18 protein-coding genes are annotated in these 21,461 nt (G+C 66.1%); 8 read left to right on the plus strand and 10 right to left on the minus strand.

Annotated elements, in window-relative coordinates:
• Window positions 1-172: 172 nt before the first annotated feature.
• The 3 genes from HMPREF2932_RS02500 to HMPREF2932_RS02510 are packed head-to-tail and all read right to left on the minus strand — an operon-like array spanning window position 173 to window position 4,745.
• On the minus strand, window positions 173-1,954 hold the full coding sequence (locus HMPREF2932_RS02500) for an ABC transporter ATP-binding protein (RefSeq protein WP_071409521.1): 1,782 nt from the start codon (window positions 1,952-1,954) through the stop codon (window positions 173-175).
• A gap of 3 nt (window positions 1,955-1,957) precedes the next feature.
• Window positions 1,958-3,649, minus strand: coding sequence for a VanW family protein (locus HMPREF2932_RS02505; protein WP_210397742.1), 1,692 nt, complete (start codon window positions 3,647-3,649; stop codon window positions 1,958-1,960).
• 34 nt (window positions 3,650-3,683) lie between these two features.
• On the minus strand, window positions 3,684-4,745 hold the full coding sequence (locus tag HMPREF2932_RS02510) for a glycoside hydrolase family 3 N-terminal domain-containing protein (protein ID WP_071409523.1): 1,062 nt from the start codon (window positions 4,743-4,745) through the stop codon (window positions 3,684-3,686).
• Window positions 4,746-4,803: 58 nt separating this feature from the next.
• Between HMPREF2932_RS02510 and HMPREF2932_RS02515 the strand changes: the two genes are divergently transcribed.
• Genes HMPREF2932_RS02515 through HMPREF2932_RS02525 form a run of 3 tightly spaced genes read left to right on the plus strand, consistent with a single transcriptional unit; the run spans window position 4,804 to window position 8,867 of the window.
• Window positions 4,804-5,307: a universal stress protein gene (locus HMPREF2932_RS02515; RefSeq protein ID WP_070545827.1), complete on the plus strand. Its 504-nt coding sequence runs from the start codon at window positions 4,804-4,806 to the stop codon at window positions 5,305-5,307.
• 31 nt (window positions 5,308-5,338) lie between these two features.
• The gene (locus HMPREF2932_RS02520) at window positions 5,339-5,536 is read left to right on the plus strand and encodes a DUF2613 domain-containing protein (RefSeq protein WP_010188604.1); all 198 of its coding nucleotides are present in this window, start codon (window positions 5,339-5,341) and stop codon (window positions 5,534-5,536) included.
• Between the two features lies 1 nt (window position 5,537).
• Window positions 5,538-8,867 (plus strand): alpha-(1->3)-arabinofuranosyltransferase domain-containing protein, encoded by a 3,330-nt coding sequence (locus HMPREF2932_RS02525; RefSeq protein ID WP_071409524.1) that lies wholly within the window; start codon window positions 5,538-5,540, stop codon window positions 8,865-8,867.
• A 266-nt stretch (window positions 8,868-9,133) separates the two neighbouring features.
• Here the strand turns inward: HMPREF2932_RS02525 and HMPREF2932_RS02530 are convergent, their stop codons facing one another.
• Window positions 9,134-10,294 (minus strand): acyltransferase family protein, encoded by a 1,161-nt coding sequence (locus HMPREF2932_RS02530; protein WP_071409525.1) that lies wholly within the window; start codon window positions 10,292-10,294, stop codon window positions 9,134-9,136.
• Between the two features lie 53 nt (window positions 10,295-10,347).
• Between HMPREF2932_RS02530 and HMPREF2932_RS02535 the strand changes: the two genes are divergently transcribed.
• Both HMPREF2932_RS02535 and HMPREF2932_RS02540 read left to right on the plus strand, forming a co-directional pair.
• The gene (locus tag HMPREF2932_RS02535; protein WP_071409526.1) at window positions 10,348-11,322 is read left to right on the plus strand and encodes a PorA family protein; all 975 of its coding nucleotides are present in this window, start codon (window positions 10,348-10,350) and stop codon (window positions 11,320-11,322) included.
• Between the two features lie 6 nt (window positions 11,323-11,328).
• Complete coding sequence (locus HMPREF2932_RS02540) at window positions 11,329-12,831, plus strand: MmpA family trehalose lipid delivery protein (protein ID WP_246818609.1); 1,503 nt, start codon at window positions 11,329-11,331, stop codon at window positions 12,829-12,831.
• Here HMPREF2932_RS02540 and HMPREF2932_RS02545 read toward each other — a convergent pair.
• A complete protein-coding gene (locus tag HMPREF2932_RS02545; protein WP_071409528.1) occupies window positions 12,755-13,837 on the minus strand; it encodes a glycosyltransferase family 4 protein in 1,083 nt (360 codons plus the stop codon). The genes HMPREF2932_RS02540 and HMPREF2932_RS02545 overlap by 77 nt on opposite strands.
• 24 nt (window positions 13,838-13,861) lie before the next feature.
• Here HMPREF2932_RS02545 and HMPREF2932_RS02550 point away from each other — a divergent pair, with 24 nt between their 5' ends.
• Entirely contained in the window at window positions 13,862-14,617 is a 756-nt protein-coding gene (locus HMPREF2932_RS02550; protein WP_071409529.1) for a class I SAM-dependent methyltransferase, read from the plus strand.
• 14 nt (window positions 14,618-14,631) lie between these two features.
• On the opposite strand, the gene HMPREF2932_RS02555 is transcribed toward HMPREF2932_RS02550, so the two are convergent.
• The 5 genes from HMPREF2932_RS02555 to HMPREF2932_RS02575 all read right to left on the minus strand — a co-directional run bounded on the left by HMPREF2932_RS02555 (window position 14,632) and on the right by HMPREF2932_RS02575 (window position 19,722).
• Window positions 14,632-15,393 (minus strand): hypothetical protein, encoded by a 762-nt coding sequence (locus HMPREF2932_RS02555; RefSeq protein WP_049156979.1) that lies wholly within the window; start codon window positions 15,391-15,393, stop codon window positions 14,632-14,634.
• Entirely contained in the window at window positions 15,390-16,127 is a 738-nt protein-coding gene (locus HMPREF2932_RS02560; RefSeq protein ID WP_071409530.1) for an ABC transporter ATP-binding protein, read from the minus strand. The genes HMPREF2932_RS02555 and HMPREF2932_RS02560 overlap by 4 nt, the downstream gene beginning before the upstream one ends.
• Before the next feature lie 9 nt (window positions 16,128-16,136).
• Window positions 16,137-16,952: an MTB12 C-terminal domain-containing protein gene (locus HMPREF2932_RS02565; RefSeq protein ID WP_071409531.1), complete on the minus strand. Its 816-nt coding sequence runs from the start codon at window positions 16,950-16,952 to the stop codon at window positions 16,137-16,139.
• Window positions 16,949-17,761, minus strand: coding sequence for a class I SAM-dependent methyltransferase (locus tag HMPREF2932_RS02570; RefSeq protein ID WP_071409532.1), 813 nt, complete (start codon window positions 17,759-17,761; stop codon window positions 16,949-16,951). The genes HMPREF2932_RS02565 and HMPREF2932_RS02570 overlap by 4 nt, the downstream gene beginning before the upstream one ends.
• A gap of 140 nt (window positions 17,762-17,901) precedes the next feature.
• Complete coding sequence (locus HMPREF2932_RS02575) at window positions 17,902-19,722, minus strand: phosphoenolpyruvate carboxykinase (GTP) (RefSeq protein ID WP_071409559.1); 1,821 nt, start codon at window positions 19,720-19,722, stop codon at window positions 17,902-17,904.
• Window positions 19,723-20,076: 354 nt separating this feature from the next.
• Here HMPREF2932_RS02575 and trmB point away from each other — a divergent pair, with 354 nt between their 5' ends.
• Window positions 20,077-20,850: a tRNA (guanosine(46)-N7)-methyltransferase TrmB gene (gene trmB / locus HMPREF2932_RS02580; RefSeq protein WP_071409533.1), complete on the plus strand. Its 774-nt coding sequence runs from the start codon at window positions 20,077-20,079 to the stop codon at window positions 20,848-20,850.
• On the plus strand, window positions 20,850-21,461 hold the full coding sequence (locus tag HMPREF2932_RS02585) for an NYN domain-containing protein (RefSeq protein WP_071409534.1): 612 nt from the start codon (window positions 20,850-20,852) through the stop codon (window positions 21,459-21,461). Before trmB ends, HMPREF2932_RS02585 begins: the two co-directional genes overlap by 1 nt.

A 21,461-nucleotide genomic window follows, 5' to 3' on the forward strand; every position in this document is an offset into this window, starting at 1 on the left:
TCACCCCGCTACGCACCCCGAAACCGGAAGAGCCACTTTAGGGGGTAAGCAGCTCTACCTGCGATGCTCCACCCCTACAACGACATCGGAATGACGTTACGCCGCTGGAGCATCACCGCCGAGAGAAGCATTTGCTCCCACCGCTCCGGCAACTCGGCGTCGCACAGGTAGCTTAAGAGTCACCGGTAGTGGACGCGGCGCGAAGCAGCGCCGCGTAAGCGCCGCCGCGCGCAACCAACTCGGCGTGGGTGCCGCGCTCGACTACGCGGCCGGCGTCGAGGACGATGATTTGGTCGGCGTCACGGATGGTGGACAGACGGTGCGCAATGACCAGGCGGGTGGCGTCCGCTCCAAGCACTGCGTCCTGGATGGCGCGCTCCGTTTCGTTGTCAAGGGCCGAGGTGGCCTCATCGAGGATGAGCACCTGGGGTTGGCGCAGCAGCGTGCGGGCCAGCGAGAGGCGCTGTTGCTCACCGCCGGAGAAACGGTAGCCGCGCGAGCCCACCACTGTGTCCAGGCCTTCCGGCAGCGCGGCAATGACCTCGTCCACGCGCGCGGCGTTAAGCGCCGCCCACATCTGTTCCTCTTTGGCATCGGGCTGTGCAAAGAGGAGGTTCTCCCGCACCGTGCCGTGAATCAGGTAGGTCTCCTGGGAGACCACGCCAATGACCTCCGCGCGCTGCTCCGGCGGAATATCGCGCAGGTCGACTCCGCCCAGGTGCACGGAGCCTTCTGTCGGATCGGCCAAGCGCGCCAAAAGGGCGGCCACCGTGGACTTTCCGGAACCAGTATGCCCCACAAGCGCGGTGGTGGTGTGGGCGGGGATGGTCAGGGAGACGTCGGAAAGCGCGTCTGTGTCGGTGCCGGGGTAGCGGTAGGAGACGTGGTGGAGGGTGAGGGAGGCGTCGGCAAGCTGGGCGGGCTGAGTGGCCTCTGTGAGATCGGGTTCCAGGTCCAGGTATTCGAAGATGCGGCTGAACAGAGCCATCGACGCCACCCACTGCGCGCCCACGTTGAGCAGGCCGGTAATGGGACGGAAGATCTGGGTCTGCAGGGTGGAAAAGGCGATGAGCGTGCCAATCGTAATGCCCGGGCGCAAGCCGGCCGCCAGGTAAATCAGGGCCGGCATCACGCCGAAGATGATTTGCGTCAGCGCCATGCGCCAGCGCCCGGCCAACTGCGATTCCAGCTCCAAACGGATGAGGGAGCGGGAGGTTTTCTCAAAGCCGTCATAGACGCGCTCCTGCGCACCCAGCGTGGCCGCCAGGCGCATGCCGGAGACCGACAGGTTCTCCGAAATGGTCTGCTGCAGCGTCGCCTGCGCGCGGCTGTTTTTCTCCATGAGGCTGCGGCGCAGAACGGCGGCGCGGCGGGTCAGCCACACTGCAGGCGGCAGTACCACCAGGGACAAAAGCGAGAGGGTAGGCGAAAGCGCCACCATCGCCACCAACGTAGCCACAGTCATGGTGAGGTTGCTGGCCACGGATGTCGCGGTGGTGGTCACCATGCCGCGCATCGCCGCGATGTCATTAGTCAGGCGGGATTGAATCTCACCGCCGCGGTTGTTGGTAAAGAACTGCAGCGATTGGCGCTGCAGGTTGGCAAAGACCTGCGTGCGCAGCTCGTGCATGATGGTGTGCCCCACCCGCGCGGACAGAAAGGACTGAATAACGCCGATGGCCTGGGAGACCACGGTGATGGCCAGCATGCCGCCCACCAGCCACAACAGCAGTGCGGTGTCGTGGTTGGGAATGGCCTCGTCCACGGTGCGGCGCACCAAGAAAGGCTGCACCACCGTCAGCCCAGACGTCGCGATGATGAGCGCTACCACCACAAGCAGCGTGCCGCGGTGGGCTGCGAAAAGGCCGGCGACGCGACCAAACTTCACTGGGTGCTGGGCCAGCTGATCGACGTCCGCCGGGTCCTTCACCGCGGTGTGCATCGGCCGGGTCATGGCTTAACCGCAGGTAACGATGGGCTGCGGATCGTACACCGTGGTGGTGGTCTCCCGGGAGATTTCCTTGCCGGACAGATCCTTGATCACGCGGGTATCGGACGTCGTAAAGCCCGGCGCGCCAGACGACGGCGAGCAGTCCTCGCGCACCGACTTGCGCTGCGGCTCGGTCTTGGCCCAGCGGCCGTTGTTGATGGACTCCACCTCCACCGTCTTCACGCCCTTGAAGCGCACGGTGATCTCGCTGCCGAAGTCAGTCTCGATGCGCACTGGGTGGTTCGAGGTGTTCTTGAACTGCAGGTCAATAGCACCTTCATAGACGGTGGCCTCGCGGCCTGCCGGGTAGCGCGAGATGTAATAGGAGTGCGGGGTGTGCGCGACGTCCTCCATGCCCGCGAAGTAGGCTGCGTTGTACAAGGTGGTGGCGAACTGGGAGATGCCGCCGCCCACGGCGGTACCGGCGTGGCCGTCGATAATGATGCCGGATTCCACGTAGCCCTGCGCCGTGCCGCGCGGACCGGTGTAGCCGTTGAGGGAGAAGGTCTCGCCCGGGTTGACCACGGCACCGTTGACCTGCTGGGCCACCAGGCGGATATTGGTTCCGGAGGCCCCGGAGAAACCGCCGGTGGAGAACTCGGACACGGTCTCATCGAAGGTGGCCTTCTCCGCCATCTCCGTGGTGAAGTCCGCCGGGTCCGGCTTGTAGTCGGCGTCCCACTCGCGGTCATCCTCGCTGGTGACGCGGTCCTCGAAGCCCTCGAAGGTCTTCTCCCAGTCGATGATGGAGCCATCCACCGAGGGCGTGATCTGCTTGTCGTTGCCGCTGAAGGAAATCTTGGCGTTAGTACCGGGCACCTCGGAGCCTTGCATGCGCTCTTGGAAGAGCTCGCGCGCGCGGTCTTTATCCACCTTGAGGCGCAGCTCGCCCTCCTCGGCCGCGATGGACACAAACTGGGAAATCTCCGGCTTGCGCAGGGTCCCGGCGGTGTTGTTCTCGCCCTTTAGGGTCAGCGGGTTATCCAGCGCGCGGGCGGCATCCCCGGTGCGCATGGCCTCAATCGCCTCATCATTAATCTGAGGCTCCACCACCATCGGCTCAACCTCAACGCCCTCGGGGTCGAGCCAGTGCTTAACGACGCCCTCGTGCAGCTCCCCCTCTTCCACCGCCTGGCCGAGCTTGGGCTTGGTCTCCTTGAGGGAGCCGTCGATAAGCTCCAGGTTTCCATCCTCCGGTTCGACCTTCAGCTCGTTGCCGACGCGCTCGAGCTCCCCGGAAAGCTGGCCCTCATCGACGTCCACGGCGACAGGGATCTCCTGGGTGGGCTTGATGAAGCTGTACAGGCGCGAGAAGGGGTTCAGGGAGGCATCAGGAATGCCATCGACGGCCTTCTGGTAGTTCAGGCTCAGGCCGGAGTCTTGGGGGATAAGCTGCGAGCTTTTCTCCCCGGCGCGAATGTCCACGGGCTGGGCCGCGACATCCCCGAGTTCCTGCTCCAGCTTCTCCACCGCGGCGGTGCGCTCCATGCGGGAGATGTCCACGCCGCCGACCGACGTCGCGCGCGGAACCTTGTGCTGGTTGGCCATCACGTCCCATGCATAGGCGATGCCGGCGATGAGTAGGAGGCCGACGAGCACGCCAAGGGTCACCTGGAGTCCCTTGCGTCGCTGCTGCCTGTGTCCGATTGCCTTTTTCACGTGTACGAGATTAACGTCTGCCAGCTAGTTTTTACTAGTCGCGCTCCTGCTGGGCCACGACTTCGGCGGCCGCATCGATGACCGCGTTGATGTCCTCGTCGGTGGACCACAGCGGCATATCGGCCCCGGCGGCGAGGGCTGCGGCCACGGCCTCCGGCACGCTGAAGTTCTCCGAGATGGAGGCCATTCCTCCCAGGTCATCGGTGTAAATCGTGCCCTCAAAGCCTAGCTCCTCGCGGGCTAGCTGGTAGGCCCGCGGGTTGAGGGAGGCCGGCTCCTCGCCCAGCCCAGGAACCACGAGGTGGCCCATCATGAGCGCTGCTTCCGGAGCTTGCGGGATTGCCGTGTGGAATGGCACGAACTCGCGGTCATACAGGTCTTCCAGGGGCGGGGTAACGGCCTCACCCAGGTGCGTGTCCCCGGAGGCGCGCCCGTGGCCGGGGAAGTGCTTGAACACGGCCTTCACGCCGGCAGCCTGCAGCCCGCGGGCAAAGGCCGCGCCATACTCGCCGGCGGCCTCCGGGTCGGTGGAGAAGGCGCGGTCGCCGACGACCTCCAGGTCTCCCCCATCCACGTCGAGCACCGGGGCGAAGTCCACCGTCACGCCGTGGGCGCGCAGGCTGTGCCCGATTTCCGTGGCTAGGGCCTCGACCTCTTCTGGGCTATGGCCCTCCGCCATGGCCTGCGGGGAGGGGTAGTCGCCCAAGATTTCGGAAAAGCGCTGCACGCGCCCGCCCTCGAAGTCGATGGAGACCTCGAAGTCGCGGCCCATTTCCTCGCGCAAAGCGTTCACTCCCCGCGGGCCATCGCTGAGCAGCTCGGGGTCGGCCCAGCTCGGGATGAAGAGCCCACCTACACCGGCTTCCAGCTTCGCCCGGGCATCCTCGTAGTTCAGTGCCGGCGGCATGAGCTTGGCGGCGGCGCGGGCGCGAACATCCTCGGGCGCGGCTTCCTGTGGTGTCGAGTCCCCCGACGCGGCGCTAGTGGGCGCGGCGCTGGTTTCGCTGGGCGGGGCGTCGGAAAGCACGGGCTCCTCGCTACACGCGCTCAGCGCACAGCTAGCACTCAACAAGAGGGCGGGCATTGCTTTTCTCATGCCCACCAGTGTGCCTGAAGCACCCGCGCGGGCAACACCTGGTTGTTAGGATGGCCACATGAATAACGGAGAGACCATGCTCATTGCCTATGACGGCTCCGACCGCGCCGACCGCGCCCTCGAGTACGCCGCGCGGCTCCTGCGCCCCACCGACGTCGAGATCCTCACCGCGTGGGAGCCGTCCGCGCGCCAGGCCGCCCGCGCCGTCAGCCGCACCGGGCTGCACCAATCCACGGTCTCGCCGGAGAGCGTGGAGGACGATCCGGCCTACGAGGAGGCCCTCGCCATCTGCCGCCAGGGCATCGCCAAGGCGGAGACCTTGGGGCTGCGGGGCCATGCCCACCTGGTGGAATCCGTAACGACGATTCAGAGCGCGATTGTCGACGCCGCCCAAGAACTCAACATCGACGTCATCGTCACCGGTACTCGCGCCCTCACCGGCTTCCGCTCGCTGTGGACGAATTCCACGGCGGAGTACATCGTGCGCAACGCCGGTCTGCCGGTCTTCATCGTGCCGCCGGAGAACGACGATGAGGACGACGCGGAAGAAAGCGACTCCTAAAGGCAGCTTTTAGCTGCTAGAATCTGGCGCCATGGCATTCGACAGCGATTCCCTCAACAAGCGCACCCTGGGCCCGGCCCTGGGCAGCGCGGTCGTCGGCGTGGCGCTGGGAGTCGTAACCATCCTGGGCATTGCCCAATTCTCGCAGGCAGATGCCGTACCGAACGATAACTCCGTCAAGGCCTCCGACGCCGTGATGGGCGGGCCGGAGTACGGCTCCCGCGAGTAGCGTGCGCGCACGCATCGGGGGGCTTTTCTTTTTAGCCCTCGTGGTTCTGGTGCAGCCGTGGGGGCTGACCGCCGCCGATACCAAGCACGATCTGGTGGCCAACCCGGCTGGGTTTTTGGCCGGCGCGCTGCATGCTTATACCGATACTTTCACGCTGGGCCAGCTACAGAACCAGGCCTATGGCTATCTCTTCCCGCAGGGCTTGTTCTTCTTGCTGGCGGATCCACTTCCGGATTGGATAGCGCAGCGCGCCTGGTGGTTCTTAGTCCTGGCGGTGGGCTTTCTGGGTTTCTTCCGCGTGGTCCGCACAGTACTTCCCGCCGCGCCGGGCTATGCCGCGCTGATGGGCAGCCTCCTCTACGCGCTCTCCCCGCGCACGCTGACCACGCTGGGCGCGATTTCCTCGGAGACCTGGCCGGTCATGCTAGCACCCTGGGTGCTGCTGCCCTTCCTGCGGCCGGGCACACTGGGCTGGCGGGATGCCGCGCCCTCGGTCGTCGCAGTGGCGTACATGGGCGCGGTCAACGCCACGGCCACGCTGGCTGCCTGCTTGCCGGCGGGTGTGATTCTGTTGTGGCGGCGCGCGGGCAAGACTGGCCTGGCCTGGTTGGCCGGTTGCGCGGCGGTATCCGCGTGGTGGATTATCCCGCTGCTCATCTTGGGCCGCTATGCCCCGCCCTTTACGGAATTCATCGAGTCCGCCGGCGTAACCACTCGCTGGCTTAACCTGGCAGAAATCCTGCGCGGCACCACCAGCTGGGCGCCGTTTGTGGATACCGAGCGCGTCGCCGGCAATGAGCTGGCCACCGAGCCGGTCTTCGTGCTCGTCACCGTGAGCGTTGCCACCTTAGGCCTGGTGGGCCTGTCCCGCCTGCCGCGCCTCTGGTCTGCGATGTTGCTCGTGGGCGTGGCCGTACTGGGCACGCATGCCGCCTGGTACCTCGACGCGCTCGACGGCCCGCTGGCCGCGCTGCGCAACGTGCACAAGTTCGACCCGCTGGTGCGCCTCCCGCTGCTGCTCGGCGTGGCCGCGATTGCCGCCCGGGTGAGGTTGCCGCGGACGTTGTCCCCGGGGCGTCGTGAAGCAGCGGGCCTTGTGGTGTGCCTCGTGGTGGTGGGCGCGACCGCCCCCGCCTGGGCAGGCCGGCTGCTGCCGAAGGGCGCCTACGAGGAGGTTCCCGCCTATTGGCACGAAGCCGCCTCTTTCATGAACTCGCTGGATACGCGCGTGCTCATCTACCCCCCGGCCTCCTTTGCGCGGCAGGACTGGGGCTGGACGCGTGACGAGCCGGCGCAGCCGCTTCTCGACGTCCCCTGGGCCGTCCGCGACGCCGTTCCCCTCATCCCGCCCGAGGCTATCCGTGGCCTGGACGGTGCGATGGCACAGATTTCCCGTGATCCCGCGTCCGCGCCTTATGTGTTGCAGCGCCTCGGTATCGGGGCCGTCGCGGTGCGCCACGACCTGATTTCTGGTTCTGCAACCCATATTCCGGGCGAGGTCCACACCTTCGGGGAGGTCGACGTCGTTGTCTTCGACCGCGGCCTCTCCATGAACCTGGCTCCTGCGGATCCGCCGCGCGTGGCGGGCGGTGGGGAATCGCTCGCGCTCCTCTCCGGCCCTCACGAGCTCGTCGCCTCCGACGCGGACATCATCACCGATACGCCTGTGCTGCGCGACCGCAACTACGGCACGCTCTCCGGCCCGGTTTCCGCGCCGCTGGCCCCTAGCGACCCATCGACGGTGCGCAACCGGCTGCGCGACTACCCCTCCGCCGGCCCGCTGACCCAGGTGGTGGAGCACGATGGCCGCGTCACCGCATCGTCCTCTGCCGCCGATGCCTCGGCCTTCGGCGGGGCGAACCCGGCGCGCTCTCTTACCGCGGCCGTCGACGGCGAAAACTCCACTGCCTGGTGGCCAGCGCCCGGCGATTCCGGTTGGTTGGAGCTGCACTCCGACTCCACGTGGACCTCGCCCACGCTGCGTCTAATGACCACCGGCACGACTGAGGTGACCATCCACAACGGCGATTCCAAGGTGACGGTCACCATGGAGGCCTACCGCGCCCGCGATATTCGCGTGCCCGGCGCGAAGGCCTCCACCATCCGCATCGAGCCGCAGCGCCGCACCGGGATTGCGGAGGCGTCCATCGTGGACCAGCCCACCCCGCGGCGCCTCATCACCGTGCCCGATACCTCGCCCGATGCCGAGCAGTTCCTCTTCCAGCAAGACAACGAGCACATCCTCATCCGCTCCTTTACTACCCCGCGCGACATGACAGTGCGGGTCTCCGGTGAGAAGACAGTGCTTATCGACGGCTCCCCCCACGCCCCCAACTCCACCCTCGACCTGCCCGCCGGTCAGCACCTCGTGCGCACCACCGGCGATTGGGCGGCGCTGACCGATACCGCGTCCTCCTTGCCCGCGCCCCTTCCCGCCTCCTCGCGTGCATCTTCTGCGGATTCAGCCACTTCTTCTGAGCAGGAAGCCGCCGCAGCCGGGTCCTCCGCCGACTCCGGCTATACCCCGCTCGCTTCCGGCTCGCCCATCGAGCCCGCCGACCACGACCGCCTTCTCATCACGGGCCGGACATTCAACGAGGGCCTGCGCGGCGAGCTGCGCTCCCCCAGCACAGCCGCGGTCTCGACGTCAGGTTCGGCACAAGACTCAGCGCCGGACTCGACGCCGGCCTCCAGCTCGCAACCGCTGCCCCTCGAGCCGCGCTCCATCGATGCCGACACGCAAGCCTTCCTCATTCCCGCCGGTGCCGGCGGCACCTTCCACATGTCTTTCGCTGCCGACCGTGCCTACCGCGTGGGCCTCGGCCTCGGCGGCGCGCTCGCCGCGCTGACCACCGCGCTGTGTCTGCTCGTCATGGCCCGCGGCCCCCGCTCCCAAGCCGCTGCCCCCGCCTCGCCTACTGCTTCCACTGCTTCGTCCGGGACGTACGCAGCACACGACACAACCTCGACCAGCCCAGTCGCCGATGCCGCCCTCCCGGCATCCTCCGCAGCTTCCCAAACGCCCTCGCCCGCCCGTGTTGCTCACTCGTCTACCTCGGCGCGTGTCCTGCTAGCCCTGCTCATCGCGGCAACGATGGCTCTCGTCGCAGGTCTGCCCGGTGTGGCCGCCGCTGCCGCGGCGTGGGCCATCACCCGCTGGACCACGCTGCGCTCCGACTATCTGGCGGGCATGCTCACCCTTGCCGCGGGCGCGATGCTCGCCCGCGCACCTTGGCCCGCGGAGGGCTACGCCGGCGACTCGCTGCTCGTGCAACTGCTCTGCGTCGCGGCCATTACCTGTGCCTGCCTCCCGTCCCGCCGCACGTCCTAGATACGCGGCCCTACTGCACATGGCTATCCGCCCCTGCTGCAGCCTTCCAGGCCACTGGTTTAAACGCGGACTCGCTGCGCATGGTGTTCCGCACAAGGCACCTCTCAAAGGGCATCTCACAGAAGGCGCCCTACAGAAGGCATCTTTAGGGCTAAAAACGCCATCTAGAAGGGGAAAATGGCGTTTTTAGGAGCAAAGACGCCTTTTGACTGATGTCCTTTGCAAGATGCCTTCTGCGAAACCGGAGGCAAGGCTAAGAAGACTAGTTAGGAAGCAGAATTAGTAAAGCCAGAAGCGTTGGAACGGGATCCGGAACCGGAAGCGCTCGCAGAATCGGAGGCGAGGCGGGGCAGCGAACGCGGAACGGTGATGCGACCGCGTGTAAAGGCGAGGGAGCGGATGAGGTCGCGGCCGGGGACCTCGACAAGCACGTAGGTCGCAGCAGACAGCACGCAGCTGACCACCACCGTAAAAGCCAGCACCACCGCGAAATCCCAGGCAGCATCCGAGAAGGCAGACACACCCAACAGCGGGAAGGCGATGGCCAGCACCCCCACATGCCACATGAAAACCCCATATGACCAGCGGCCCAGCGCCCGCATCACAGCGGAGGAGAGCCAGCTTTCGCGCGGCGCCAGCGCTACCGGCACCACGATGCAGGCCCCGCACACTGCGCCCACCGCAATGCGGCGCGCAAACTCGCCAGGCTCCGGGTGGACCAACCCCTGCGGGCCGAACCACTCGCGGCTGGCCAGCCACACGCAGCCCGCGGCCACCACCCAACAAGCGAGCCGCACAATGCGCCCAGCGCGCAGGCGCACCCCAGCCGCCTCAGCCTCCGCGGCCAACATTCCCACCGCGAACCACGAAAAGTACGCCGGCGGCCAAATCTGCGTGTTGATATCGCCAGATTCATACCCGGCTACAAAGGGCAGGAAGCCCCAGAACAAACTCAGACCTCCCACACCGGCGATAACCGCAACCCGCGGGCGCGCCGAGAGCTTATCCAACAACCACGCCAACAACGGCAACACCGCATAGAAGGCGAACTCCACGCACAGCGACCACAATTGCGTTAACCCGGGAACCAAGCCGTCAGCAATATAGAGCTGCGTGCCGGTCAGGTTGGTGATGACTTGCGGGAAGGTTAAGGGGGAAGCGTCGGGAAGCAAGGCGAGTACCGCCACCACGCACACCACATACAGCGGTGCCAAACGCGCCACACGAGAAAGAAGATACTGCCCCGCCGTGTGCGCATGCCGCCGGCGCCACAGCAAGAAACCGCTGAGCACGAAGAAGACCGCCACCCCATAATCCAAGCGCTCAGCCCAGGCCCAACCGGTTGCCGTCTGGAAGGACACGTGCGTGATCACGACTGCCAATGCAGCCAGCGCACGCACGCCTTCGAGCTCAGGGAGAAAGCGCATGGCCCACTACGATACTATTTCTGCAGTGAATCCCTCGACCGATCGGAGCTGACGTGTTCCTTCGCTCCCGCCTAGCGCAGGTGACGATTGCCGCCGCGGTATTCCTCATACTCGGGTCCATCCTTCCGCCGCTGTATAACAACCAGTCCCGCCCATTGCCCAGGGACCTCGACATCACGGTCCGCGCGGAACAGGACGGGGTCGAGTTCACCCGCCACACCACTACCGCCCCCGCGGAGAAGGATTCCGTGGCCCACGCTGAGTCCACCACCACGCTCACCGTAGATGGCGAGACCTTCGCGCACATCACCGAGGAATCCCTGCTCAACCGCGAGTCCACCTACCCGGTAGCAGGCCCGAACACCACGCAGCACATCGAGCTGTCTGCCTTCGACGTGCAGGTGGAGGACCGGATCGAGCGCGATGGCATCAGCTACTTCTTCCCCGCTGGCGCGGAGCAGCGCTCCTATCCTTTCTTCGACCCGCTCCCCCAGGACGCGGAGCCCATCGATTTTTTGCGCGATGAGAAGCTCGACGGCATCCCGACCTATGTCTTCCACCAGGATGTCGCGCCGGTTCCCCTCGCGGAGGTCTTCGCCTTCGACAACCAGCGCTCCGGCCCGGCGGGGGATTTCTACTCGCAGGAATCCCTTGAGCGCTACAACCTCAAGCCGAATTCGCACGTCATCCTCGAGCCTTTCTACGCGGTGAGCCGCACGGTATGGGTAGAGCCCACGACGGGCACCATCGTCAACGAGGAGGAACACCCGCGCATCTTCTGGGCCACGGATGCGAGCCAGGCCCAGGCCATGGTCGACGCCGATGACACACAAGAACGCGCGCTTCTCGACGTCCCCCTCTCCTGGTCCGACTCCACCCGCGCCGAACGCCTCGACTCGGTTCGCGGGGTCATCGACACGGTCAAGGTCTTGAGCCTCATCGGCTGGCTGGGCAAGGCCATCGGCGTGGCATTGTTGGCGGTGGCGGCCGCGATGTTCATGCGCCGTCATGCCGCCCAGAGCGCGTAGGCGCCCGTGACTACGTCCCGGGCCTCCCTTGCAATGCGCGCCGCCCTCGGTGCGTGGGGTATAGCGCTCGTGCTCGCGGTGTGTTGGCCCTTCGTGCTACCCGGCGAGTTCCTGTGGCGCGACATGGTGTTGCTTGAGCACCCGGCGTTCACCGCCTCTGCCTTCGGCGCCGGCGACCTGCCCGCGCGCAACGCACCGCAAGACGGGGTGCTGGCCATGTTCGGTGGGGCATGGATGGCCAGGGTTTTTATCCTTTCTGCTGCGAGCGCTTCGGCGTGGGTAGCCGGTCTGTGGGCGTGCCAGCGCACACAGTTCAGCCCGTGGGCAGCAGCCGCGGCGATGGCGTGCGCGGTGGCCAATCCTTTCGTCATCGAGCGCCTCCTGCAGGGCCAGTGGTCGTTGGCGATGGCCGCGTGGTTAGCGCCCGTGATCGCGTGGGGTTGCCTCAACGCGCGCCCGCGCGTGGCGTGGCTAGCGCTGTGGGCCGCGTCCTTGACGCCCACCGGCGGGCTCTTCGGGGGCCTCATCGCGGTTGCCTGTGAGCGCGAGGGGCGAAGAAGGTGGCTCTTCGCGGGCGGCTCAGTCTTGTTGTGGTTGCCGTGGCTGGTTCCAAGCCTCGTGGGCGGTGTTCTCACCGCCCCTGCCGCTCCCGGCGACCCCGCCGCCCAGGCCGCGGCCTTCGCCCCGCGCGCGGAGGCCTACGTGGGTGCGGTCGGCTCGCTGCTCGGCTTCGGCGGCATCTGGAATGCCGCGGCGGTGCCGGCCTCCCGCGAGCAGGGGTTCGCCCTGGCAGGCTTGGCCGTCGCCGCCCTCGCCATTCTTGGCGCCACCCGCCTGCCCCGGCGCGAGCTGCGCCCGCTGGCAGTCCTGGCGGTTCTTGGCATGGGCCTGGCCATCCTCGGCGCACTCGCCCCCGGTCTCATCGCCTTCGCCGTCGAGCACATCCCAGGCGCGGGCCTGGTGCGTGATTCCTCCAAGCTCACCTTTCTCGCCCTGCCGCTGGCCGTCGCGGGAATCGGAGCCCTGCACCAGCTTCCCGCAGCGCTCGCCCTGTGCGCCTGCTTGCTCCAGGCACCCGATGCACCGCGGGAACTCGCCGTGTTACGCCCACGCGAAACGGGCATCGACCGCCAGCTCGTCGAAGACCTCGACGGGCGCCTCACCTTCTTCGCCGACCGCCCCGCCATGATCACGCTCGACGGCGGCATCGCCCTCGACCCCTACTCCAAAGCCGCCAACAAACTCGACTCCGGCGAGCTCACCGTCGACGGTGTGACAGTGGATGAGCCATCGCCGCGCTACCTAGCGGCCGCAGAGGCCTGGGACAACCGCAACCTCGACCGGTTGGAAGAACTCGGCGTGGGCGCGGTCGTCGAGGACGGCCGCATCGTCGCCACCACGAACGCGCAACCGGCACCCGCCCCGTGGGGGCTTAGCACCGCCTGGTGCGCACTTCCGCTTCTAGCAACTCTTCGAAGCGCGCGCCGGTTTTCTCCCACGAAAAAGTAGCCGCCAACTCGCGCGCTGCGTGTCCTAAACGGTGGCGGAGGAGGAGGTCGTCGACAAGCATGCGCACGGCCTGCGCGAACTCCTCCTCGCGCTGCACCAGGACACCGGTCTCACCGTCGATAACGCTGTCTTGCAGGCCAAATGCATAACCTACCGTGGGAACCCCATGTTGGGCCGCCTCCATGACTGCCAGACCCCAGCCTTCTTTGCGCGAAGGCATGAGGTGTACGTCGGCGCGCGCAAGCAGCGCATGCTTATAATCCTCCGTCACCTGACCACGGAAGCGCACGCGGTCTTCCACCCCGTGGGCGCGCGCATACTCGCGCAGGTGAGATTCCCACCAGCCGGAACCGATGACGTCGAGAAGCGCGCCCGGAATCCGCGCCACGGTGTCCATCGCGTGCTCAATCTGCTTGTGCGGCACCAGGCGCGACAGCGTCACCAGGTGGATGTCAGCCTCGCGCTCCAAGGTGGGCACGTGAGACGGCAGGGGGTCCACGCCGTTCTCAATGATGTGCGCGCCGTGAATCCCCAACTTCTCCAAGTCGCGCTTCGAGGCCTCCGAGACCGTCACCCACGTGTTGCGGCGATACAGCGCGGGCACCACGCGGGATTCCAGGAACCACCCCAGCCGCGCCAGCACGGGCCCGGCCACCGGCCACTGCTCGCGGTGGCAGTGATGCGTCAGGATCACCACGGGCGCGCGGGTGGCCAGGCGCGCGAAGAAGGGAATGCCGTTGTGGGTATCCACCACGACGTCAGCGCCGCGCGCACCAAACAGCATCCACAACAACGCACGCGGATACACGCTGAACTTGGCCCCGGCGCGCGAATAAAGCACGCCGTTGCGGCGCTCGCGCTTGGCGGCGTTCATGTGGCGCGCGGTGCGGAAGACCACCTCGTGGCCCTGGGCGGCGAGGTACTCGCCGACGCGCTCGAGATAGCGCTCGGAACCGCCACCTTGCGGGTGGGTGGAATCGCGCCAGCACAAAAGAAGGATTCTCATGACGATGCTTTAGCCTAGTGGGTTATGAAACGCACTCGTGCCTTGGCCACACTGCGCCGCTCCTGGCGGCTGCTGCGCTCCTTCCGCTTTGAGCAGACAGCGCCCGCGATCTTTTATGGCGGTCTGGCTGAGGACACCGCCGCGCTTGTCGACGCCCTCTCCCGCGACCACTCCCTTTCCCTCACCGGCGCGCGCGTGCTCGACGTCGGGGGCGGTCCCGGCTATTTCGCTTCCGCCTTTGCTCAGCGCGGTGCCAGTTATGTGGGGCTGGAGCCGGACGTGGGTGAAATGGCCGCCGCCGGCATCTCAGTGGCCCAAGCAGTGCGCGGCGACGGCACTAGCTTGCCCTTCGCGGATAACACTTTCGACATCACGTATTCCTCCAACGTGGCCGAGCACATCCCCAACCCGTGGGCCATGGGCGAGGAGATGCTGCGCGTAACCAAGCCCGGCGGGCTGGTGGTCTTGAGCTACACGGTGTGGCTGGGACCTTTCGGCGGGCATGAAACCGGCCTGTGGGAGCACTACGTGGGCGGCGAGTTCGCCCGCGACCGCTATATCCGCCGCCACGGCCACCCGCCGAAGAACGTCTTCGGCACCTCGCTCTTCGCGCTCTCCGCACGCGAAGGTCTGGACTGGGCGCGGGGCGTGACGTCGCAAGGCTCGCAGCTCCTCGCAGCCTTTCCGCGCTACCACCCTGCCTGGGCCTGGTGGGTGACCAAGGTGCCGGTGCTTCGCGAGTTCCTCACCTCTAACCTGGTCATCGTCCTGCGCGCCTGATGGCTGAGTCAGACTTAGTCGAGGCGCCTGCGCAGAGAAGCCAGCCAGAGCGCCACGCCCACGGCCGCGAAGTACACCAGCGCCCCGTCACGGCCCCAAGGCGGGAATAGCGCCACGTCCTGGCCGGTAGCGAAGACGCCGTTGAGGAAGGGCAGCCAGCCGGTGAGGCGCGCGCCGCCGGGGATGAGCCACAGCGCGTTTTCTACCAAGAGCGCCCAGACCGTCAGCGCCGCGATGCTCAACGCCGGGGAGCGCAGCAGCCGGCCCAGCGCCACACCGTAGCCCACCGCCAGCCACGCGTACACCGGGCCGAGAGCCACCATGCGCAGGCCCGCGAAGAAGTTCACCTGCCCATAGAGCACCGGGAAGAACGTGGGCAGGAGCAGCAGGCACAGGCTGACGCTGAGCAGTGTCGCGGCCGCCGCGAGCGCGCCCAGGAAGCACCAGCGGGCCAGCTGATCCAGCCCTGACCACGGCGCCGCCGCACGCAAGGCCCGCGATCCGGCGGTGGCCTGCGCCCACGCCCCCAACGCCGCAAACACGATGCTGCCCAGGTAGATGGGCCAATACGCCGCATTAGTAGTGTCCACGGACTGCGCCTGAAGGATGCCTCCCGCGGACTGGACGTGCTCCGCCACCGCTGCCACCCCGAAGGTCACCGCCAGCGGCAGCGCAAACCCCAGCGGCACGGCGACCCGCACCAGCGGGCCGCGCGCCCCGCCCAGGCGCACGGACTCGGCGCGCAGGCTTATCCGCCAGCGTTGCCACGCCTTCATGCCCGTGCCCCTAGCTCCGGGATCAGCGCCGCCACGGCGGATTCGAGGTCGGGGGCGCCGGTGGAGGCGATGACGTCCTCAAGGGAGCCGTGGGCAAGAGCCGTGCCCTGGCTGAGGATGGTTACCGAGGCGTCGGCAACCTCGGTCGTGGCCTCCACCTCGCGCAGGTGATGCGAGGCCACGATCACGCAGCGACCCTCCTCCGCCCACGCGGCAAACAACTCACGCAGCCACCACACGCCCTGGATATCTAGGCCGTTGAGCGGCTCATCCAGCACAATGTTGCGCGGGTTTCCCGCCAAGACGCTGGCGATCCCCAGGCGCTGGCGCATGCCCAACGAGTAACCTCCGATGGGGCGCCGCGAGGCCTCCTCGAGCCCGACGGCCCGCACCAGCGCCTCCGCCTTTTCCACCGGCGCGCCTGCGAGGGCGCACATCCACTGCAGGTGGCGCAGGCCGGTGTGCTGCGGTGAGAAATCTTCTGCGCTCAAGTAGCTGCCCACGTGGCGCAACGGATAGTCGGTACCGCGCAGCTCCCGCCCGTCCACCAGGACCCTGCCGCCGCGCGGGCGCAAGCTTCCGGAAAGGCAGCCGAGGAGCGTCGACTTTCCGGTGCCGTTAAGCCCCACGACGTAATTGATGCGGCCATCAGCGAAGGTGCAAGAAAGGTCGCGCACAGGCGCGGCTGTGCGGCGCGAGCCATACCAGTGGCTCAGGTTGTCAACGTCAATCACGCCGCCGCCTTAAAACGCGCCCGCGATGGGCAGGCCCACCGCATCGATGCCGTTGCGCAGCGAGTTCGTGGCCAGCTTCCAGCGCCCGTCGAGGTAGCGGAACTCCACCCGCAACGAGATCGTGGGACGCCCGGCCGAGCTCGCGTTGAGCGTGGCACTCGCGGTGTTCCCCTCCACCGTCAGTGGCCCGCTAATCCGCTTCCAGCCCAGCGGCGGACGGAATATCCCCAGGTTGTAAATGGTTCTCGGCACCACCGTCCCCGGCAGCCCAGCCTCGAGGTTGTGTGCCTTGTCCGCATCGGATCCCGGCGTGGCCACGAGCGCGTGCAGGACGCCGTTAAGGTCATCGAGCGTCGGCTCCGGGTTAGTAGCCGCAAAGCTCGCGCTGAAATCCCCACTGGGGTACCAGCCGGTGTTGGGGTCCTCCACCGTCTCATCCACCGCCTGCTCTGGCGCTGGGTCTGCCGCTTGATTCTCCTGCGGTGCCGGTTCCAACGCCACAGCGGGGGCGTCCTGCGCAACGCTTGGCGACGCCGCGGACGCCGCCGTTGTTGGTGCCGTTGTTGCCGCAGCCGCCGGCGCTGCGGAGTCGCTGCTCACGGGCACGCTCGGTTCGGCTGGCTGCGTCATCGCGGCACCCTGGGCTGCCGCCTGTTCCCACTTGCCTTGGCTGAGCTGCACGCCGAAACCCAAGACCAGCGCAGCGGCGACGCAACTGCTCACCACAGATACGCCAACCGTGGGCCAGCTGATCCCACGTGGGCGGGCCTCCATCACGCCGTCCGGCACGCCGCCGGCAACGTCACCGCTCTCACCGAAACTCATTGAGCAGCCGCGGCCGGCTTGGTCAGCACCACGCCGATGGCCTGCAGGTTGTCGCTGTACTTGTTGAACACCGAACGCATCGCGAAAACGCGGCGGCGGGCGTCGGGCATGCGCAAGACGTTAAAGGCGATACGCGCCACGCCCAGCACACCCTCGTCCTGCAAGTTGCGCTTGGCGCGCAGCAGCGCCATATCTGCATAGTGGCGCTCAGTCACCTCGAAGCCAGCCTCCCGTGCCACGCCGTCCCATTCCTTTGTGGTCAGCGGGCGGGCGTTGACGCGGATGGACGTGGCCAGCGCGCGGCGGATCTCGAGCTTCTGGGCGTCGTCAAGCGTGTCCGGCTCCAGGCACAGCTCATGGATGACATACCTGCCGCCCGGGCGCAGGATACGGAACGCCTCCGCCATGATCGCGGCCTTCCCCTTCTCGCCGTGCATGGTGAGCATGGCTTCGCCAAAGACGACATCCGTGCTGTTATCCGGCAAACCCGTGGCCTTGGCGTCATTGACCACCACGGTAGCCGAGGAAGCGCCGGCGAGGCTGGCCTTCGTGCGCGCCACGGCATCAGGATCCTTGTCCACGCCGGTGTAGCTGCGCGGGCCTTCCGCCACGATCTGGCGGGCAGTGAGCCCGAGTCCAGGGGCCAGCTCCACCACGTCCTTGTTTTTCAGCTCGGCGGCGTCGATTAGCGTGGTGGTCATCTCCAGCCCGCCGGGGCGCAACACCTTCTTTCCCAGGCGGGCGAGGAGCCAGTGTCCACCAACCTCGGAGTTGGGACGATCGTGCATGGGCAAAGAAGAAGTTGTCATACACCCAGAATATGCGAGACTTTCTCCATTTAAAAGGTCACCCTAACCTTATTGTGGCCAACCTAACATGCCAGAACGCGGCGACGCCCCGCCACTGCTGGGTGGAGGGGCGTCGGAAAGCAGCGGCGCGGAAAGCGGCGTTAGGAGGCAGCCTCAACGCGCTCCTTGAGCGCCTTGAACTGGTCCCACACCTCAGATGGCACGCGGGAGCCCAAGAAGTGCAGGTACTCCTTGTTGTCTTCCATGTCGCCAGCCCAATCGGCCGGGTTCACGGAAAGTGCCTCGCGGACGTCTTCGATGTCGAAGTCTAGACCGGTGAGGTCGATATCCTCCGGGCGGGCGGTGTGGCCCACAACGGTCTCGACGGCGTCGACATTGCCCTCGATGCGGTCCACAATCCACTTGAGCACGCGGGAATTCTCGCCGAAGCCCGGCCACAGGAAGCGACGGTCCTCACCACGGCGGAACCAGTTGACCAGGAAGATCTCCGGCATGCGGTCGCCGCCCTTTTCACCCATGTCAATCCAGTGCTGCAGGTAGTCACCGGCGTTGTAGCCCATGAACGGCAGCATGGCCATCGGGTCGTGGCGCAGGGTGCCGACCTTGCCCTCGGCGGCAGCGGTCTGGCCAGAGGAGAGCAGGGCGCCGATCATGGTGCCGTGGTTCCAGTCGAAGGCCTGGGTCACCAGCGGGACGGTGTCCGCGCGGCGGCCGCCGAAGAGGATGGCATCAATCTTGACGCCCTTCCAGTCATCAAACTCCGGAGCGGCAGACGGGCACTGGGTAATCGGCACGCAGTAGCGGGAGTTCGGGTGTGCAGCCTTGGTGGTCGACGCCGGAGTCCAGTCATTGCCATGCCAGTCGATGAGGTGCTCCGGGGCCTCGCCCATTTCCTCCCACCAGACATCGCCGTCGTCGGTCAGCGCGACGTTGGTGAACAGGGTGTTGCCCGGCTCCATCGTCTTCATGGCAATCGGGTTGGAGTCGTAGTTGGTGCCCGGCGCAACGCCGAAGAAGCCGTTCTCCGGGTTGACGGCGTACAGGCCGTCCTCGCGCAGCTTCAGCCAGGCGATGTCATCGCCCACAACCTCAGCCTTCCAGCCCGGGATGGTCGGGGTGATCATGGCCAGGTTGGTCTTGCCGCAAGCAGACGGGAAGGCGGCCGCAATGTGGTACTTCTTGCCCTCCGGGTTGGTGAGCTTAAGGATGAGCATGTGCTCTGCCATCCAGCCCTCTTCCTTCGCCATAACGGAAGCGATACGCAGCGCGTAGCACTTCTTGGCCAGGATGGCGTTTCCGCCGTAGCCGGAGCCGTAGGACCAAATCTCCTTGGTTGCCGGGAACTGCGTGATGTACTTCTTGTCATTGCACGGCCACGCGACATCCTCTTGGCCTGGCTCCAGCGGAGCACCAACGGAGTGCAGGGCGTGGACAAAATCGCCGTTCTCACCAATCTTGTCCAGAGCCTGCTGACCCATGCGGGTCATGATGCGCATAGACAGGACAACATAAGCCGAGTCAGTCAGCTGAACGCCGAGCTTGGGGTCCGGGTCGCTGATGGGGCCCATGCAGAAAGGCACCACGTACATGGTGCGGCCCTTCATGGAGCCGCGGAAGGCCTCGGTCATCTCTTCCTTCATGGCTGCCGGCGGGGCCCAGTTATTGGTCGGGCCTGCGTCCTCCTCAGTCTCGGTGCAGATGAAGGTGCGGGACTCCACGCGCGCGACATCCGACGGGTTCGAGCGCGCCAGGTAGGAGTTCGGGCGCTTCTCCTCGTTGAGCTTAATCAGGGTGCCCTTCTCCACGAGCTCAGCGGCGAGGCGGTCCGCCTCCTCCTGGGAGCCGTCTACGAAGACAACCTCTTCCGGCTGGAAGAGCTCGACACTCTCACTGATCCACGAAATGAGCTTCTCATTCTTCGTGGGCAAGTCACCTACAAGGCCTGGAATAGTTGCGGTCATTTCATATTCTCCTGTGTTCGGTGGGCCAGGGCACTTCTTAGCGTCGGTGGGGATCTTCTCCACCATCGACGTCTCGCCTTCCAGAGTACGGACGCTGGTGATACCAAGGTGTGTAATAAGGGCCACCCTGGTTATATCCACCCAGCTCACGCCGACTATCCCAAGGGTATAGGACTGTGAAATACAGCACGGCAGGGAGAAACCCACCCCTGCACGGGGGTGAAAAATCCTCTCTCGACACGTACCGTACGGCCGTACTCCTACCCCCGACTCGCCCGATCGGGCATCACCCGGGCGTCCCGCACGGCGCGGCGCGTTGCCTCAAACCCCTGCTTAAGGGAAAGATATAAGCCGATGAATAGCGCAGACTCTTCCCACAACCCCGCCGCCGAGATGCCTCGCGGGCGCGGCCTCCAGACGGACTTCAATGCCGAGTTCAACAACGATCTGGACTACCCACGCCTGGGCAACGTCACCTTCCGCCGCGGCACCCTGACTGACAACCAGAACGCCCTCTTCGAGGAACACTGGCCCAAGCTGGGGCAGATGCTTGCCGACGTCCCCCTCGACATCCCCTCCTGGTTCAGCCGCGAGGGTGCGAAGACCATCGTGGAGATCGGTTCCGGAACCGGTACCTCAACCGCAGCCATGGCGCCACTGGAGCAGGACACCAACATCATCGCAGTGGAGCTCTACAAGCCGGGCCTGGCCAAGCTGCTGGGCTCCATCGTGCGCAATGATATTGAGAACATCCGCATGGTGCGCGGCGATGGAATCGAGGTGCTCATGCGCATGATTGCACCGGAGTCTTTGGACGGTATCCGTATCTTCTTCCCAGATCCGTGGCCTAAGGCCCGTCACCACAAGCGCCGCATCATCCAATCCGGCACGCTCAACCTGTTCGCCTCCCGCCTGAAACCCGGCGGCGTGCTCCACGTGGCCACCGACCATGCCGGCTACGCCGAGTGGATTAACGAGCTCGTTGAGGTCGAGCCCTCCCTCGACTACAAGGGCTGGCCCTGGCCGGAGTGCCCCATCCTCACTGACCGCCAGGTCATCACCAAATTTGAGGGCAAAGGCCTGGATAAGGAACACGTCATCACCGAGTACCTGTGGGAGAAGAAGTAATGGCCGGCACCTATCTTCTGGTGTGGGATGCACCCAACATGGACATGGGGCTCGGCGCCATCCTCGGCGGGCGACCCACCTCCGCACACCGCCCGCGTTTTGATGCGATTGGCCGCTGGCTGGTGGAGCTGGCCTTCGACAACGACGCCACTCCCGAAGCCGCCGTCTTCACCAACGTCAGCCCCGGCGGCGCCGACGTCATCCGCCCGTGGGTCGAGGCCATCCGCAATGTTGGATTTGCCGTCTTTGCCAAGCCAAAGCTGCACGAGGACGATGACGTCGACCCCGACATGGTCGAATACATCAAGGCCAACCGCGAGAACCTCTCCGGTGTCATCGTCGCCTCAGCCGACGGCCAGAACTTCCAGCACCTGCTGGAACAGCTCTCTGCTTCCGGCCTGCCCACCTGCGTCCTCGGCTTCCACGAGCACGCCTCCTGGGCTGTGACCCATCCGGAGATTGAGTTCGTCGACCTCGAAGACATCGAGGGTGTCTTCCGCGAACCGCTGCCACGCGTTAACCTGGATAATCTGCCTCCAGGCGGCGCCTGGCTGCAGCCTTTCCGCCCGCTGTCCGCGCTGCTTCCGGACCGCGCGCCCGAGCACAGTTAG

Source organism: Corynebacterium sp. HMSC074H12, assembly GCF_001813755.1.
In the GTDB taxonomy this organism is placed as follows: Bacteria; Actinomycetota; Actinomycetes; order Mycobacteriales; family Mycobacteriaceae; genus Corynebacterium; species Corynebacterium hiratae.

Excerpts from the sequence above, each read along its gene's own strand:
- HMPREF2932_RS02500 (WP_071409521.1), bottom strand. The coding sequence starts at position 1,954 with ATGACCCGGCCGATGCACACCGCGGTGAAGGACCCGGCGGACGTCGAT.
- HMPREF2932_RS02510 (WP_071409523.1), bottom strand. The coding sequence starts at position 4,745 with ATGAGAAAAGCAATGCCCGCCCTCTTGTTGAGTGCTAGCTGTGCGCTG.
- HMPREF2932_RS02515 (WP_070545827.1), top strand. The coding sequence starts at position 4,804 with ATGAATAACGGAGAGACCATGCTCATTGCCTATGACGGCTCCGACCGC.
- HMPREF2932_RS02520 (WP_010188604.1), top strand. The coding sequence starts at position 5,339 with ATGGCATTCGACAGCGATTCCCTCAACAAGCGCACCCTGGGCCCGGCC.
- HMPREF2932_RS02530 (WP_071409525.1), bottom strand. The coding sequence starts at position 10,294 with ATGCGCTTTCTCCCTGAGCTCGAAGGCGTGCGTGCGCTGGCTGCATTG.
- HMPREF2932_RS02545 (WP_071409528.1), bottom strand. The coding sequence starts at position 13,837 with ATGAGAATCCTTCTTTTGTGCTGGCGCGATTCCACCCACCCGCAAGGT.
- HMPREF2932_RS02550 (WP_071409529.1), top strand. The coding sequence starts at position 13,862 with ATGAAACGCACTCGTGCCTTGGCCACACTGCGCCGCTCCTGGCGGCTG.
- HMPREF2932_RS02555 (WP_049156979.1), bottom strand. The coding sequence starts at position 15,393 with ATGAAGGCGTGGCAACGCTGGCGGATAAGCCTGCGCGCCGAGTCCGTG.
- HMPREF2932_RS02565 (WP_071409531.1), bottom strand. The coding sequence starts at position 16,952 with ATGAGTTTCGGTGAGAGCGGTGACGTTGCCGGCGGCGTGCCGGACGGC.
- HMPREF2932_RS02570 (WP_071409532.1), bottom strand. The coding sequence starts at position 17,761 with ATGACAACTTCTTCTTTGCCCATGCACGATCGTCCCAACTCCGAGGTT.
- HMPREF2932_RS02575 (WP_071409559.1), bottom strand. The coding sequence starts at position 19,722 with ATGACCGCAACTATTCCAGGCCTTGTAGGTGACTTGCCCACGAAGAAT.
- trmB (WP_071409533.1), top strand. The coding sequence starts at position 20,077 with ATGAATAGCGCAGACTCTTCCCACAACCCCGCCGCCGAGATGCCTCGC.
- HMPREF2932_RS02585 (WP_071409534.1), top strand. The coding sequence starts at position 20,850 with ATGGCCGGCACCTATCTTCTGGTGTGGGATGCACCCAACATGGACATG.